The organism is Leifsonia naganoensis (assembly GCF_013410615.1).
GTDB classification, from domain to species: Bacteria; Actinomycetota; Actinomycetes; order Actinomycetales; family Microbacteriaceae; genus Leifsonia; species Leifsonia aquatica.
This window is the reverse complement of the sequence record NZ_JACCHJ010000001.1, coordinates 1,030,214-1,044,984: the sequence shown is the minus strand read 5'-3', so window position 1 is coordinate 1,044,984 and position 14,771 is coordinate 1,030,214. Positions and strand designations below refer to the sequence as shown.

Annotated in this window: 18 protein-coding genes; 7 read left to right on the top strand and 11 right to left on the bottom strand. The window is 70.4% G+C overall.

What is annotated here, in order from left to right; all coding sequences use genetic code 11:
• The first annotated feature begins 28 nt into the window (after positions 1-28).
• Both HNR14_RS05000 and HNR14_RS04995 read left to right on the top strand, forming a co-directional pair.
• Positions 29-811: an amino acid ABC transporter permease gene (locus HNR14_RS05000; protein ID WP_179700146.1), complete on the top strand. Its 783-nt coding sequence runs from the start codon at positions 29-31 to the stop codon at positions 809-811.
• Positions 812-852: 41 nt separating this feature from the next.
• Positions 853-1,632, top strand: coding sequence for an amino acid ABC transporter ATP-binding protein (locus tag HNR14_RS04995; protein ID WP_179702537.1), 780 nt, complete (start codon positions 853-855; stop codon positions 1,630-1,632).
• 76 nt (positions 1,633-1,708) lie between these two features.
• Here HNR14_RS04995 and HNR14_RS04990 read toward each other — a convergent pair whose 3' ends face one another.
• Positions 1,709-3,436, bottom strand: coding sequence for a cation:proton antiporter (locus tag HNR14_RS04990; RefSeq protein WP_179700145.1), 1,728 nt, complete (start codon positions 3,434-3,436; stop codon positions 1,709-1,711).
• A 28-nt stretch (positions 3,437-3,464) separates the two neighbouring features.
• Positions 3,465-4,034 carry an SbtR family transcriptional regulator gene (locus HNR14_RS04985; RefSeq protein WP_179700144.1) on the bottom strand — a complete coding sequence of 190 codons (570 nt, stop codon included), beginning with the start codon at positions 4,032-4,034 and terminating at the stop codon, positions 3,465-3,467.
• A gap of 171 nt (positions 4,035-4,205) precedes the next feature.
• Here HNR14_RS04985 and HNR14_RS04980 point away from each other — a divergent pair, with 171 nt between their 5' ends.
• A complete protein-coding gene (locus HNR14_RS04980) occupies positions 4,206-5,876 on the top strand; it encodes an MFS transporter (RefSeq protein WP_179700143.1) in 1,671 nt (556 codons plus the stop codon).
• A 90-nt stretch (positions 5,877-5,966) separates the two neighbouring features.
• Here HNR14_RS04980 and HNR14_RS04975 read toward each other — a convergent pair whose 3' ends face one another.
• The 6 genes from HNR14_RS04975 to HNR14_RS04950 form a co-directional block, all read right to left on the bottom strand.
• The gene (locus HNR14_RS04975) at positions 5,967-6,779 is read right to left on the bottom strand and encodes a CPBP family intramembrane glutamic endopeptidase (RefSeq protein ID WP_179700142.1); all 813 of its coding nucleotides are present in this window, start codon (positions 6,777-6,779) and stop codon (positions 5,967-5,969) included.
• Positions 6,776-7,180 (bottom strand): hypothetical protein, encoded by a 405-nt coding sequence (locus tag HNR14_RS04970; protein ID WP_179700141.1) that lies wholly within the window; start codon positions 7,178-7,180, stop codon positions 6,776-6,778. Before HNR14_RS04970 ends, HNR14_RS04975 begins: the two co-directional genes overlap by 4 nt.
• A gap of 139 nt (positions 7,181-7,319) precedes the next feature.
• A complete protein-coding gene (locus tag HNR14_RS04965; protein WP_179700140.1) occupies positions 7,320-7,871 on the bottom strand; it encodes a GIY-YIG nuclease family protein in 552 nt (183 codons plus the stop codon).
• Between the two features lie 31 nt (positions 7,872-7,902).
• Positions 7,903-8,427 carry a DUF2087 domain-containing protein gene (locus tag HNR14_RS04960; RefSeq protein ID WP_179700139.1) on the bottom strand — a complete coding sequence of 175 codons (525 nt, stop codon included), beginning with the start codon at positions 8,425-8,427 and terminating at the stop codon, positions 7,903-7,905.
• An 84-nt stretch (positions 8,428-8,511) separates the two neighbouring features.
• Positions 8,512-9,036: a MarR family winged helix-turn-helix transcriptional regulator gene (locus tag HNR14_RS04955; protein ID WP_179700138.1), complete on the bottom strand. Its 525-nt coding sequence runs from the start codon at positions 9,034-9,036 to the stop codon at positions 8,512-8,514.
• 36 nt (positions 9,037-9,072) lie between these two features.
• A complete protein-coding gene (locus tag HNR14_RS04950) occupies positions 9,073-9,354 on the bottom strand; it encodes a DUF7882 family protein (RefSeq protein ID WP_021757759.1) in 282 nt (93 codons plus the stop codon).
• Positions 9,355-9,530: 176 nt separating this feature from the next.
• Here HNR14_RS04950 and HNR14_RS04945 point away from each other — a divergent pair, with 176 nt between their 5' ends.
• On the top strand, positions 9,531-9,854 hold the full coding sequence (locus HNR14_RS04945) for a hypothetical protein (protein WP_179700137.1): 324 nt from the start codon (positions 9,531-9,533) through the stop codon (positions 9,852-9,854).
• Between the two features lie 53 nt (positions 9,855-9,907).
• Positions 9,908-10,063: a hypothetical protein gene (locus tag HNR14_RS04940; protein WP_021757762.1), complete on the top strand. Its 156-nt coding sequence runs from the start codon at positions 9,908-9,910 to the stop codon at positions 10,061-10,063.
• Positions 10,064-10,124: 61 nt separating this feature from the next.
• Here HNR14_RS04940 and HNR14_RS04935 read toward each other — a convergent pair whose 3' ends face one another.
• From HNR14_RS04935 to tatA, 3 genes are all read right to left on the bottom strand, one after another.
• Positions 10,125-12,143 (bottom strand): sialidase family protein, encoded by a 2,019-nt coding sequence (locus HNR14_RS04935; RefSeq protein WP_179700136.1) that lies wholly within the window; start codon positions 12,141-12,143, stop codon positions 10,125-10,127.
• A gap of 76 nt (positions 12,144-12,219) precedes the next feature.
• Positions 12,220-12,987 carry a twin-arginine translocase subunit TatC gene (tatC, locus tag HNR14_RS04930; RefSeq protein WP_179700135.1) on the bottom strand — a complete coding sequence of 256 codons (768 nt, stop codon included), beginning with the start codon at positions 12,985-12,987 and terminating at the stop codon, positions 12,220-12,222.
• 59 nt (positions 12,988-13,046) lie between these two features.
• A complete protein-coding gene (gene tatA / locus HNR14_RS04925; RefSeq protein ID WP_179700134.1) occupies positions 13,047-13,244 on the bottom strand; it encodes a twin-arginine translocase TatA/TatE family subunit in 198 nt (65 codons plus the stop codon).
• Between the two features lie 103 nt (positions 13,245-13,347).
• On the opposite strand from tatA, the gene HNR14_RS04920 reads away from it, so the two are divergent.
• Positions 13,348-13,650, top strand: coding sequence for a Sec-independent protein translocase subunit TatA/TatB (locus HNR14_RS04920; protein WP_179700133.1), 303 nt, complete (start codon positions 13,348-13,350; stop codon positions 13,648-13,650).
• A gap of 22 nt (positions 13,651-13,672) precedes the next feature.
• Positions 13,673-14,629, top strand: a complete 957-nt coding sequence (locus HNR14_RS04915; protein ID WP_179700132.1) for an acetylxylan esterase — start codon at positions 13,673-13,675, stop codon at positions 14,627-14,629.
• Positions 14,630-14,771: the final 142 nt, after the last annotated feature.

Below are 14,771 nucleotides of genomic sequence, written 5' to 3'. Positions count from 1 at the left end.
GGCACCCGGGCCAGGCAAGGAATCGACGATGAACATTATCGACAGCTTCTTCAATTGGGATCAGATCAGCACGATCCTCCCCGACCTCTTCCTCGTGGGGCTCCCGAACACCCTGATCCTCGCGATCGGAGCGATGGTGCTCGGCTCGATCATCGGCATCCTGATCGCGCTGGCGAGCATGTCGAAGCGCGCGATCCTGCGGATTCCGGCCCGGGTGTACGTGGACCTGCTCCGCGGTCTGCCCGTCATCCTGACGATCTTCCTGCTCGGGCAGGGGCTGCCGCTGATGGGCGTGCACATCTTCGGCAACAGCTCGTACCCGTACGGCGTGCTCACCCTCGGACTGATCGCCGGCGCCTACATCGCCGAGATCTTCCGTTCGGGCATCCAGGCTCTGCCGCCCGGCCAGCTGGAGGCGGCCCGGGCGCTCGGGATGTCGCACGGGATGGCGATGCGGCTGATCGTCATCCCGCAGGGGGTGCGCAACGTGCTCCCCGCCCTGACGAACCAGTTCATCGCGACGATCAAGGACTCGAGCCTGGTGTACCTGCTCGGCTTCACGATCTCGGAGCGCGAGCTCTACCGCATCGGTCAGGACGCCGCTCAGCAGACGGGCAACCTGTCGCCGCTGGTCGCCGCGGGGATCATGTACCTGATCATCACCATCCCGCTGACCTACGTCGTCAACTACATGGACAAGCGGTTCAAGACCGGTCGCCGGCCCGAGAACGTCATGACGGGCGAGGCGGACGCGGCGAACCTGACGCCGACGCCGGACGCCGGAGCCGACCTGGCGGGAGCCCGGAAATGACCCAGATCGAGACACGAGGACCGAGCGTGACGGACGAGACGATGACACCTCTGGATGCAGCACCCGCCGGCGTGACGGCGGCCCCGGCGAAAGCCGGACGGGTCGCGGTCGAAGGGATCCACAAGCGGTTCGGCTCGGTGGAGGTGCTCAAGGGCATCGACCTCACCGTCGAGCCGGGCGAGGTGGTGTGCATCATCGGCCCCTCCGGCTCGGGCAAGTCGACCCTCCTCCGTGTGATCAACCGGCTGGAGGAGCCGAGCTCCGGCCGGGTCCTGATCGACGACGACGTGATCACGTCGCCCAAGACGGACATCAACGCGGTGCGCAGCCGGATGGGGATGGTGTTCCAGAACTTCAACCTCTTCCCGCATATGACGGTCCTGTCGAATGTGACGGTGGCTCTGCGCAAGGTGAAGAAGACGCCGAAGGCGCAGGCCGAGCGGATCGCTCTGGACCGCCTGCGCGACGTGGGGCTGGAGCACAAGGCGCAATCGCGTCCCGCTCAGCTCTCCGGCGGCCAGCAGCAGCGCGTGGCGATGGCGCGGGCCCTCGCGATGGACCCCGAGCTGATGCTGTTCGACGAGGTCACCTCTGCCCTCGACCCGGAGCTCGTCAAGGGCGTGCTGGATGTGATGACCGGGCTCGCGAAGGCCGGCATGACGATGGTGGTGGTCACGCACGAGATGGGGTTCGCGCGCCGCGTGGCCGACCGGGTCGTCTTCATGGATCAGGGCGTCGTCGTCGAGCAGGGGGCTCCGGCCGACCTCTTCGACCGCCCGCAGTCCGAGCGTCTGCGGCGCTTCCTGTCGCAGGTGCTCTAGGGCCGCACGCGCGGGCGCCGTCTCCGACCTGTGCAGGAGGCGGCGCCCGCGCTGCGTGCTGTCACGGCACGGCCGCTCAGCGCGAGCGCGACCGCAGCCGCGTCTCCTCGAGGTCGAGCATCGATTGCGCCTCCGAGAGGATGCGAGACGGGTAGAGCCCGCGCGAGCGTTCCAGCAGCAGGCGGTCGCGCTCGGCGTCCACCACAGCGAGCCGGAGCGTGCGGTACAGGTGGTGGGGTCGGCCCTCGGCCGGTGTGTCCGAGAGCAGGATGCGCTCCCACGCCGACTCCGCCTGCAGATACGACGATTGGCGCACCCGCTCCACGATCTCCGGATCGATGGGGGCGGTGCTCCCCGCGACCACCTCCGGCTCGTCGAGCACCTTCAGGCCGGTCTCGCTCAGGTCGTCGAGCAGCTGGGCGAGCAGGCGGCGGTCGTCCTTCACGTCGACGCCCTGGAGCCCGAGCGCCCGGATGAGCCACGGCAGGGTGCCGCCCTGCACGACCAGGCTGACGACCGCGACAGTGAACGCGATCAGGATGAGCTGCGGGCGGTACGGGATGTCGGTCGGCAGCGACTGCGCGGCCGCCAGGGTCACGACACCGCGCATCCCGGACCAGCCGAGAACGACGCCGCCCTTCCAGTCGATCGCCTCCTGCCGGAACTCCTCGAGGTCGCTCCGGTGCCGCTGGTACCGCGTCTCGGCGCGCTGCTTGCGTATCGATTGCCAGCGGTACTTGACCGGATGGTCGCGGAAGTAGCTGATCAGGAGCCACTCCTTCAGCACCGCCTTCTCGGCGTGCTGGGCGCGTCTTCGCAAGGAGTAGATGAGCGGCACGATGAGCACGAAGCGGATGACGACGAGGGACACCATCGCGATGAGACCGAGGAGCACGGAGTCCCACACGCTCAGCACCTCGGGGTGGTCGACGTCGGCGACGAGGGTACGGATCTCGAGCCCGATCAGCAGGAAGACGCCGTTCTCGAGCAGGAACTGGATGGTGCGCCAGTTGATCGTGTCGCTGATGCGCGCCTGAGCGGTGAAGTGCCGCGGCGCCGCGTGCCCCGTGTAGAGCCCCGCGATCACGACGGCGAGCACACCTGAGCCGTGCAGGGCCTCCGTCGGCGCGAAGGCCGCGAACGGGACGATCACCGAGAGGGCCGTGTCGAGCACGGGGTCGTGGAGCTTCGAGCGCACCCACACGGAGACGAAGCCGACGATGAGCCCGATGATCGCGGCGAGGGCGACCGCCGTGAGGAAGTCGGCGACGCCGGCGAGCGGCGTGCTGAGCGAGCCGACCGCGGCCGCGAGGGCGGTGCGGAGCAGCACCAGGGCCGTCGCGTCGTTGACGAGGCCCTCGCCCTCCAGCACCGTCAGGACGCGGGGCGGGAGGCCGAGCTTGCGGCCGATGGAGGTCGCAGCGACCGCGTCGGGCGGGCTGATGATCGCACCGAGGGCGATGGCCGCGGCCAGATTGAGGTCGGGAAGCATCGTGTACAGCACGAAGCCCGAGGCGAATGCCGTGATGATCACGAGTACGACCGAGAGCCCGGCGATCGGCGCCAGGTTGCGGCGGAAGTCGGTGAGGGGGACGCTGATCGCGGCCGCATAGAGGATGGGTGGCAGCAGCCCGTCGAGGATGATCTCGGGCGGCACGTCGATCTCGGGCACGCCCGGCAGGAACGAGAGCATGACGCCGACGATCACCAGGATGATCGGCGCCGCGACGCCGAGCTTGCGCGCGAACGCGGCCACGGCGACGATGACCGCCACCGCGATCACCGCGTATACGCCGAGCTCCATGAATCCGTAGGCAGTGCGGTCCGGGGCCCTAGCGGGCGCGCAATCCGTCGATGGCCATGGCGATCACGCGGTCCCGCTGCTCGTCGTCGTCGAACGCGACGCCGGCGATCCCGGAGACCATGCGGATGACGTCGCCGATCGTCGCGTCCTCGCGCAGCTCGCCGGCCTCCTGGGCGCGTTCGAGCAGCGGCTCGCCGGCGTCGTAGAGGGAGGTGCGACAGCTGAGGAGCACGGGGGAGTCCTTGTTGAGACCCTCCAGCAGCGCCTTCTTGGTGCCGATGTAGGTGACGAACCGGCGCAGCCACGCCTCGACGCCGACCCAGGGGTCTTCGAGGTCCGCGGCATCCTCCGCGGCGTGGACCACGGCCTCCACCTCGTCGACGTAGACCGCCTCGACGAGCGCGTCGCGCGTGGGGAAGTTGCGGTAGAGCGTGCCGATGCCGACCCCGGCGCGCCGGGCGATGTCTTCGAGGGACGCGCTGGTGCCGTCCGACGCGAACGCCTCGCGGGCGGCCGAGAGCAGCGCGTCGAAATTGCGGCGCGCGTCCGCCCGCTGGGGGCGCACGACGCCGACATGGGCGGTCTGTGTGCCGGTCACAGCGGGTCCTTCCGAACGGGTCGTCGAAACAAGTATGCCAGAAAGGGTTGCGAAGCGGAGGCGGCCTCCGGTAATGTCGTTGACGTAACCGGAGGCTCCCTCCGAACGGAGCCTGCCTCCAATTGTAGCCGCTCTCGCGGCATCTCCTCGAGAAACGGAAGAAAAACCGACATGTCTCGATCTCGACCCGGCATCACCTTCGCCATCCTGGCCCTCAGCGTGGCCTCCTTCGCCCTCCTGCAGTCCCTCGTCGTCCCCGTCCTGCCCGTGATCCAGTCCGATCTCGGCACGACGACCTCCGGCGTGACCTGGACCATGACCGCCTGGCTCATCGCCGCCGCGGTCGCCACCCCCGTGCTCGGCCGCGTCGGCGACATCGTCGGCAAGCGCCGGGTGTTCGTTCTCTCCTTGCTCGCGGTGGCGCTCGGCAGCGTCATCGCTGCAGTCGCGCCGTCCATCGGCGTGTTGATCGCCGGCCGCGTCGTCCAGGGCATCGGCGGGGCGATGTTCCCGCTCGCCTTCGGCATCATCCGCGACGAGTTCCCGGCCCGTCGCCTCCCGTCGGCCATCGGCGCCATCGCGTCGGTCATCGCGATCGGCAGCGGTCTCGGGACCGTGCTCGCGGGCCCGCTGGCCGAGGTGCTCAGCTGGCGCGGTCTGTTCCTCGTGCCCGTCGCGCTGACCGTCACCGGCGCCGTCCTGACGCTGATCTTCATCCCGGAGTCCCGCGAGCGCGCTGCCGGCGGGGTCAACCCGTGGTCGGCCGTGCTGCTCTCGGGCTGGCTGATCGCGCTGCTCCTGCCGCTCAGCACGGGCGCGCAGTGGGGCTGGGCCTCTCCGCAGGTGATCGGTCTGTTCGTCGCCGCGGCTGTCCTGCTGGCCGCCTGGGTGGTCGTCGAGCTGCGCTCGCGGCACCCGCTGGTCGACATGCGGCTGATGCGCGAGCCCGGCGTCTGGTCCATGAACGCCGCGGCGATCTTCATCGGCGCCGCCATGTTCGCAGTGTTCGCGTACTTCCCGCGGTTCGTGCAGACGCCGACCGCCAGCGGATACGGCCTCGGCGCCTCGGTGGCGGAGTCCGGGATGCTCATGCTCCCGATGCTCGTGACCATGGCCGTGACCGGCTTCGCCAGCGGACCGCTCGCCCGCTGGGTCGGGTTCCGCGCGCAGATCGTCATCGCAGCCGTGCTCATGTCGGCGGCGAGCCTGTCGCTCGCGTTCCTGCACAGCTCGCTGTTCGACGTGGCCGCCGCCTCCGGCGTCTTCGGGATCGGCCTCGGCCTCATCTACGCCGCCATTACGAGCGTCGTCGTGCAGAGCGTCCCTGCCACCCAGACCGGGGTCGCCAGCGGGATGAACGCCAACCTCCGCACCGTCGGCTCGGCCATCGGCGCGGCCGTCATGACCGCGCTCGTGACCGGCGCGACGGCCGCGAACGGCCTCCCGGCCGAGTCCGGCTACACCGCGGGCTTCACGACCGCCGGCCTGCTGGCGCTCGGCGCCGGCGTCGTCACGGTGCTCGCCGCGGTGGTCATGCGCTCGCGCAGCCGTCGCTCCGCGGCGGACGCCGAGCTGGCCGCGGTCGCCGGGCTCGCCCGGCTGCAGGAGCGCGAGCCCGCCGCGATTTCGCAGCCGCAGCCCGCGTCGTCGCAGCCAGCACTCTCCCTGGCCGAGGTCGAGTCGCTCGCTGTGCCGGTGATGCTCGCCGAGCTCGCGGAGGCCGCAGAGTTCGACCGTCTCGCCGCGAAGGTCGAGGAGAGCGTGGCGGCGGAGACCCCGATCGCCGAGCCGCTCACGCACCCCGCCCGCTCGGCCCGAACGGAGCAGCTCGAGGTCGCCTGACCGCACCCCCACCTCCACCTCCCGCCAGACGTGACGAGTCGCGGGTGTCCAAGACCGGACACCCGCGACTAGTCACGTCTCGCGGAACGCTCAGGAGTGGGCGCGCACCGTCATCAGGGTGGTGGAGACGAGGTTGAAGAACACGTGCGTCCAGATGCCGGGGCCGAGGCGGCCGGTGCGGGCGGCGTAGATTCCGTTGACCAGGCCGAGGCAGAAAGTGACGACGCCGAGGTTGGTCATGGTGACCGGGCTGCCGATGCCCTCGTGCAGGTGCAGCGCGGCGAAGAGCAGCGAGCTGCCCAGCACGGCCACGACGACCGCGGTGCGCTGGGCGCCCCGGGTCGGCTCGCCGGTGGACCGGCGGAGGATGCTGTTGCGGATGCCGCGCAGCACCAGTCCGCGCAGCAGCAGCTCCTCGCAGAACGGCGCGACGACCGCAACCGCGATGAAGCCGTTGACGACGAGCCACACGCCGTCGGAGGAGGCCGCCTGGTCGTTGGACGTGCTCACCTTGCCGTAGAGCGCTTCGATGATCGCGCTGATCGGCGCGGTGACGTACACGAGTCCCACTCCGGTGCCGAGGCCGATGAAGACGTCGTACCAGCGGAACGCCAGACCGTAGTCGACGCGCAGCGAGCCGGAGCCCCGGTTCTTCGCGATGAGGACCGCGGCCACGATGACCGCGGCGTACGTCACGACCCAGACGATCAGGCTCGCCAGGTTCTCGTCGAGGGCGGCCGCCTTGACGATCGCGACGAGCACCATCCAGACGACCGCGACGGCGACGACCGCGAGCAGGGCCGCGGGGAGTCCCCAGCGCACCCGCGGGTCGGGCGCGTACGGCACCCGCTTCTTCGCGGGGGTGGGTGCCGGAGCCGCCGGCTCGGTCTGCGCCGCGGTCATGCGCGGCGGAAGTGGGATCGGGCGGAGGGCAGCCACATCAGCACAGCCGCCACGATGACCGCGATGCCGCTGAGCAGGCCGATCAGGTCCCCGGTGAGGATGGTGGCCACGAGGCCGAGCAGCACGATCACGCCGATGATCGTGAGCACGATGCGCGACCAGTTCGCGCCGCGCAGCAGGAACAGGCCGAGGAAGACGCGGATCAGCGCGCCGATGACCGCGCCGGCGATGCTGCCGATGACGATGCCCGGCCCGGTTGCGGTGTGCACCGCGGGGTTGTCGAGCAGGGCGGGGAGGCCGAGGAAGAACGACAGCAGACCGAGGGCGGCGCTGGCGATCCAGATCCAGAACGAGGCGACGACGATGCGGGGCACGCCCACGGTGGTGAAGGGCTGGGACACGAGAGTTCCTTCGGGTAGAGGAGGGACGGATGGCGTGGACAGGGTCGTCCACTCCCTCCGTTATCGGCACCTCTGCGCGATCCGTCATGGGCGACGTATGAGCCGTACCGCCCCGGGATTCCGCACCGGGAATGCGGTATCAGGACCGCGCCGCCCGCTCGCTGCGCCACCGCGCGAGGAGTGCCCACGGGTCACCCGCGGCGGCTCGCAGACCGGCGACGTGCCGCAGCAGCCGCGCGTCGGTCTCGAACCATTCGGTGCCCGGGATGCGCAGATCGGCGAACTCCGCGTGCCGCCGCTGCTCCCGTGTCCGGTCGCCGCGCTCGAACGCGAGCACCTCGTCGTGGGGGAGGGAGGCGAACCGCTGCGCGGGGTTCGCCGTGGTGCCGATCTTGATCCGGTCGCGGAACCGCAGGTAGTAGACGACGTCGACCCGGGAGGCGGCCGCGCCCTCGGGCGGGAGCTCGCCGGCACGCCACTCGCACACCGCGCAGAGCCAACCGGACGGCCAGCGCACACCGAGCCGCGATCCGCAGAACGCGCACGGCGACGGCAGCAGATCGGTCACCCCGAACTCTCCAGCGGCCCAGTCGTGCGCCTCGAGCAGATGCGCCAGGCACAGGGGGAGCGGCGCGCCGGGATGCCTGGCGCCCGCGCACACGGCGCAGGAGCCCGGCGGAGTCGTGGTCATGCGGGGACGCTACCGCGGCCTCCCGACAGTCTCACTCCGAGTCGGTGCGCGAGTACGACGATCCGGACGCGGTGCGAATGACCAGCCCGCTGTCGACCAGGTGTCGCCGCAGTGCCGCCGTGTCGTCGCCGAAGCGCTGCAGCCGCTCGCCCAACCGGGCTTCGTCGACGACCTCGCCCGGGGCGAGCACCGCCCCGGCGATGTGGCGGAACAGCTCGGCGCGATCGGCCGCCGACGACGGATACCGGTCGATCCGTCCCGCTGCATCGAGGAAGCGGTCGACTCCGGTGCGCGGCGGCCGCGCGGGGGCGTCGCGGAGCGCGCGGGTGAACCGATCGGCGGCGACGGAGGCGGTGCCCTCCTCGATCGTGATGAGCCCGGCCCGCGTCGCGGCATCCAGCGCGCGCTGACGACGGGACGGGCTCAGCCCCGCACCGACCTCGTCGAGCGGCCGCCCCAGCTCCACCTCCGCGAACACCCGACGCGTGTCGGCGTTGGCGAGCGCGGCGACGAGCGGGCGCCAGTCGGCCGATTCCGTGCGACTGGTGGAGTGCATGGTTCGAGCGTATCCGCTGACGCCGAGACCAGGGTGGGAGGGCCGGCTCCTCGAGAACGGCTTCCCCTGACGGGGTCCGCCGCGTCAGCGTCGGGCGCGTCCCGGCGGGGGAGTGTCGATGCGGTCCACCGCATCCCGGAGCCGGTCGATGAAGGCGACCACGGTGTCCGCCTCGGCGTCCGACAGTGAGGCGGCGACCTCCACGAGCTCTTCGCGCACGTCGCCGAGGATGGCCTTCTGGGCGTCGTCGGTCGGGATGGTGGGCTCGATGATCAGGGCCCGCCGGTCGAACGGGCTCGGGATGCGGCGCACGTGGCCCGCCTTCTCGAGTCGGTCGAGCAAGACGGTGATGGAGGAGCTCTGCACGCCCAGATACTCGCCGAGTTCGCGCGGCCCGACGCTCACCCCGCGTTCGCGCGCGCGCAACAGGTAGCGCAGTGCGGAGATGTCGTTCTCACTCAGGCGCATCGCGTGTTCGGAGCGTCGCTGAAGGGCCGTCTCGGCCGCGCTGTAGGCGCGGATGGCCTCGAGCACGGCGACGGCACGCTCCCGATCCGCCTCCGAGTCGTAGCCGTGGTGAGGCGTCGAACTGCGCTCGCCCGTCGTCATGGCAACGATGATAGACCAGCCGACGAGGCCGTCCGGCTAACCGGGCAGCACCACTCCGCTGGCCCGCGTGGTCATGTCCATGAGCTCGTCGAGCCAGGCCTGATCGAGCCGGCCGACGTGTTCGGCGCCCACTTCATACCGCAACGGGATGGCGTTGTCGATCCACACGGAGGTGCGCGTGTCCTTCTCGCCGCGGGTCGGCCAGCTCAGAAGGAAGGGTTCGCGGCGCCGCAGTTTCACCGTGACGACGGCCAGGATGTGCGCGACGGTGCGGTCGTCGAACTCGTATGACTCCCCGTCGTAGACGAGCGCGCCCATCGCTGTCCTCTCTCTCGATAACTAGCCGATCTAGCTTTCCATGGGATGGAAAACATTGTGGCCGACATAAGTAAATACCATTCGGAATCGGGCCGATCAACCCCTCCGGTGAAAGTTGCCTCGGCGCCTGTTTATCTCGATGATCTAGTTACTTGTCCAGTGAGAAGGAGAGCCCGATGAGCAGCGCAGTCGAGGAGACGTCCCGCGTCGCATGGCGCACGCCCGTCGACGGGCTCTGGGTCGCAGAGACTCCCGACGACTACCTCGGCATGGTGGACCGCTCGAACGACGGTTTCGTCGCGACGGGTGCCACCGGCCAGGACCTCGGCGTCTTCCCGACGCTGCAGGGCGCGCAGGTGGCCGTCTACACGCGGTGGTTCCGGGGCGACGACTCGTCCTCGTCCGGTCGCTGGGCTCTCCCGGTGGCCTCGGCGACCGCGGTCGCCGTCGCGATCCCCGCGCTCATCGTCGGAGTCGCCGCGGCGGCCACTCTCATCTGACCGTCCGCGTCAGACCCTCACGCATCAGACCCCCGAAGAAAGAAGGCACACCCATGCTCGCACTCATCATCGTCCTCCTCGTGATCTGGGCCGTCCTCGCCGTCCTCGGCTTCGCGGTCAAGGGTCTTCTCTGGCTCGCGATCCTCGGCCTCGTGTTCTTCGTGATCACCGCGATCGTCGGCTGGCTCCGCCGCGGGAGCAAGGCCTGACACCACCTCGAGCCTGATCCGACGAGGGCGCCGCGGGAGACCGTGGCGCCCTCGTCATGTGTCAGGAGACGCGCACGGGTGCTCCCAGGATGCGGCTGCTCCCCGTCACCGCGCCGGCCGTCACGGTCCACGTGGTGTCCGGCACGAAGTAGCCCTGCGCCGCCTCCGCCGCGGTGACCGTGTGGAGGGGGGTCGAGCACACATAGGACGCTCCCGCCGCGAGAGCGGTGTACCGGCAGTTCCCGGTGCCGCTCGGCACGAAGGGCGCGAAGTTGCCCGCCGTCGGCACGACGCTCGCGGTGGACGTTCCCGTGTTCGTCACCCGGAACGTGTACGCGACCTGGTCGCCGACCGCGTACGGGGAGGTCGCGACGTTCCGCTCACCGTCGGAGTCGGCGCCCGCGATGACCACGGAGGCGAGAGTCGTCGTCCCCGAGGAGACACCGCCGGTCAGTGCCAGCGGCAGCCCGAGTACGCGGGTGGCGCCAACGGAGTCGCCGGTGCTCGTCCAGGTGGTGTCCGGCACGACGTACCCCTGGGATGCCTCGGCAGCCGTCACCGTGTGGCGCGGGGTCGAGCAGGTGTAGGACGCGCCTGCGGCGAGGCCGGTGTAGCGGCAGTTCCCGGCGCCGGCCGGGACGAGCGGGGTGAAGTTCCCGCTGGTCGGGGTGACGGTCGACGCTCCTCCGCCCTGGTTGCGCACGGTGAACGCGTACGGGACGACGTCGCCGGCCGCGTAGGGCGAGGCGCTCAGGTCGCGGGAGGTGTCGGTCCGGCCGCCCGAGATCGTCAGCGACGCCAACCCTGTCACGCCGTCGCAGGCCGCGCCGAGCCAGGCGTCGTCGAAGCGTGCGAGGGTCATCGCGGTGAAGGAGCTGTTCTCGTAGAGCACGCCGAACCATCCCGGGGCCATGCGGGTCGCCGTCGAGTATCCGGAGTACCCGGCGTTGATCTGCCGCGCGTACGGCCAGGTCGCACCGTCGTCGCACGAGACCCGGGCCGTCAGATTCGAGCGGGCCGATTGCGAGGCCGTGTTGGTGAAGAGCAGCACCTTCGCCTCGGGAGAGCCGGCGGGTGCGTCCGGGTAGACGCGGGTGATCGACGCATTGTTCGTGGGGTCGGGTAGCTCGGTGTCCTGGCTGACCGGGCCATAGGTCTGGCCGCCGTCCGACGAGATCGCGACCTTGCGATAGCCGCCTCCGGCGTTGTCGCGCGAGTTCAGGAGCACTCGGCCGTCCGAGAGCTCGACCACCTTGTTCTCGTCCATCCGGGTGCCGACGAACGCGCCCCGCTGCCAGGTGGCGCCGTGGTCGTCGGAGTAGACGCTGTAGGCCTGGATGGCGTTCGTGCCGTCGGCCTGCCGCACATCTCCGGCGAACTGCTGGATGAGCCGGCCGGCGTGGGCGCCGTACCGCAACTGGATGCCCTCACCCGAGGTCGCGAACATGCTGCGCACGTCGCCGGCGACCGGGGCCGTGCTGCTCGCGCCCGGCTTCACGACCGTGGTGATCAGCCGCGGGGCGCCCCACGTCACGCCCGCATCCGATGACTCGGACACCTGCGCGCTGATGACCTGGCGGTTCGCGTCGTCGTTGCCGAACGCGCTGCCGCCGAACCCTTGGTCCTTGGAGTAGACGGAGAAGAGGAAGACCTTCCCGGCGACGGCGTCGTAGACCAGGCTCGGGTCGCTGTACCCGCTCTTCGGGGACGACGTCACCCCGGCGCGCACGGTGGTCAGTGCTCCCCAGGTCTGGCCACCGTCCGTGCTGCGCCGTAGGACGATCGAGTTGGGGTTGGGGGAGTCGGCGGCACTGCCGGGCCGGCCGTCCCAGGCGGCGAGGACGACACCGCCGCCGAGGGAGGCGAGGGCCGGGATGCGGTAGTTGGCGTACGGCGACGCGGGGGCGCCGGAGATGTCCACGGTGCTGAATGAGCCGGGCGGGTCGGCGGGCGCCGCGGTTGCCGGCGCCGCCGGTGCGGCGAGAGCGGCCGCGGTGATGAGTGCGATCAGGCCGGCGGCGACGGTCGCCGCTCGGGATCGTCGACGGAGAGGGGCTCCGGTGGTGGGGCGTGGTGACATGACGTTCCTTCCTTCCAGTGGTGCACGACGGTGTGTCCGGGTGGGGTGCTAGGCGTGTCGGTGCCGCGTGAGCGGATCAGGGGAGCGGCAGCTCCGCGGGGGATGCGGCGAGAAGTGCGGCCGCGCGCCGGTCGGTGCGGAGATCGTGCAGGGCGGCGACACCGGCCGCCGCGAAGTAGAGCGCGACCATCGGCACGGCGAGCACGAACATCGAGAGCACGTCGGCGGCGGGAGTCGCGATGGCCGTGAAGAGGGCGATCGCGATGATCGCCACGCGCCAGGAGCGCAGGATCGTCTTCGCGCGCAGCACGCCGACGAAATTGAGGAGCACCACGGCGACGGGGAGCACGAAGGCGATCCCGACCGCCAGGACGAGCTTGAGCACGAAGTCGAAGTAGGTCTTCGCCTGCACGATCGCCGCATCCTGCTCCGGCGCGAAGCCGGTCAGGACGCCGACCATGTGCGGCAGCACGAACCACCCGGCGGCGCACCCGACGAGGAAGAGCGGCACCGCGGTGAAGAAGAACCCGAACCCGTAGAGGCGCTCGCGGCGGGACAGCGCCGGGACGAGGAAGGCCCAGATCTGGAAGAGCCAGACCGGGCTCGAGACGATCACCCCGACGGTGATCGCAACCTGCATGCGCAGGTCGAACGCTCCGGTGATCGTGTCGTAGTTGAGCTCGGCCATCCGGTGCTGCGTGTCGGCGATCTGCTCGATCGGCACGCGCAGCGCGTCGAGCACGGGCGCGGCCAGGAACCAGCCGGCGACCGCGCCGGCCAGCAGCGCGGCCGCGGAGCGGAAGAGTCGGCGGCGCAGCTCGGCGAGGTGGCCGGCGATCGGCATGCGCCCCTCGGGCGCTCGGCGACGCCGCCGGGTGGGAGCGGATGCCGCGCCGGCCGTCATCACCGCTCCGAGGCGGCCGGTGCCGGCGTCTCGGGAGACTCGTCGCGGCCACCCAGCTCCGGCTTCACCTCGTTCTTGAAGATGCGCATCGACTGGCCGAGGCTCTTCGCCAGGGCGGGGATCTTCGGGGCGCCGAACAGCAGAAGGATGATGGCGACGATGATCAGGGCATGCCACCCGTTGAGGTTCGCGAACATCGGAAGAGGCCTTTCTCTGCGTGGTCCACGGCGACTGCCGTGCGGCACACTCAAGCACATATGACGTCTGATGTCCAATGGATTCTGTGCTACGGTCGCTCCCATGCTCGGTCTCACGTTCGACAAGATCGTCGTCGTGGGCGTCATCGCCGCCTTCGTCGTCGGGCCAACGCGCCTTCCCGGATACGCCGCCTCCCTCGCCGCCTTCGCGCGCCGATTGCGACAGACGGCGGCCGGTCTGAAAGCGCGCGTCGACGACGAGATCGGCGAGGAGATCGACTGGCAGAAGCTCGACCCGCGCCGGTTCGACCCGAGGTCCATCGTGCGCAGCGCCCTGCTGGACGACCCTCCCGCAGCAGGAGAGCAGGCCGGCGGGCAAGCAGGTGGCCGAGCCGAGACCGACTGACGCGACGAACCCCTGGAGCCCCGTGTTCACCGACCTTCCTGAGTCCGCACTGCGCGATTACCGCAGCGCGGTTGCCGACCCGCACGACTTCGACGCGTTCTGGGAGCGCACGCTCGCCGGAAGCCGCGAGCACCCCCTCCTGACGCGCCTCGAGCCCGTCGACACCGGACTGACGACGATCGACGTCTACGACGTGCGGTTCGCCGGCTATGCGGGGGAGCAGGTCGCGGCCTGGCTGCGCGTCCCGCGGGGCGCCGGCGGACCGCTGCCGGCCGTCGTGCAGTTCCATGGCTACGGGCGTGGTCGAGGGGAGGCCGTGGAGAACTTGCTCTGGGCATCCGCCGGATATGCGCACCTGGAGATGGACACCCGCGGGCAGGGCTGGAGCGGCTCGCGCGGCGTCACGCCCGACTCCGGTCCGGGAGCGGGTCAGGTGCCGGGCTTCCTCACGCGCGGCATCGGCGATCCCGAGACCTACTACTACCGCAGGGTGTTCGCCGATGCGGTCCGCGCGGTCGAGGTCGCGCGCTCCCTGGACACTGTCGACCCGCTCCGCGTCTCGGTGTTCGGCGTGAGCCAGGGCGGCGGCATCGCGCTCGCCGTGGCGGGGCTGGTGCCAGGGCTGTCGCGGGTCGTGGCGCGCGTGCCCTTCCTCTGCGACATCCCCCGCGGCATCGTCGCCTCCGACCGCACGCCGTTCCGCGAGATCACCGATCATCTGGCCCACTACCGCGATCGCACGGACGACGTGCTGCGCACGCTCTCGTATTTCGACGGGGTGAACTTCGCCGCGCGCGCGAGCGCACCCGCCACCTTCACGGTCGCGCTGATGGATCCGATCTGCCCGCCGTCCACCGTCTACGCCGCCTACAACGCGTACGCCGGTCCCAAGACGCTGCACACGTGGCGCTACAACGGCCACGAGGGCGGGGGGATCGACGACGACCTGCTGACGCTGCGCGCGCTCAGCGGGACGTGAGCCGGGAGGGGCCGGATGAGCACCGGGGGAATGTGCTCATCCGGCCCGATGCGCGAGCTTCCCGAAGCCGCGCATCCTCGCGGCCCTGGCAGCCGCGATCCGGAACATCCGGAGAGCTGCAAGTCTTGAGCATTCCCGGGTG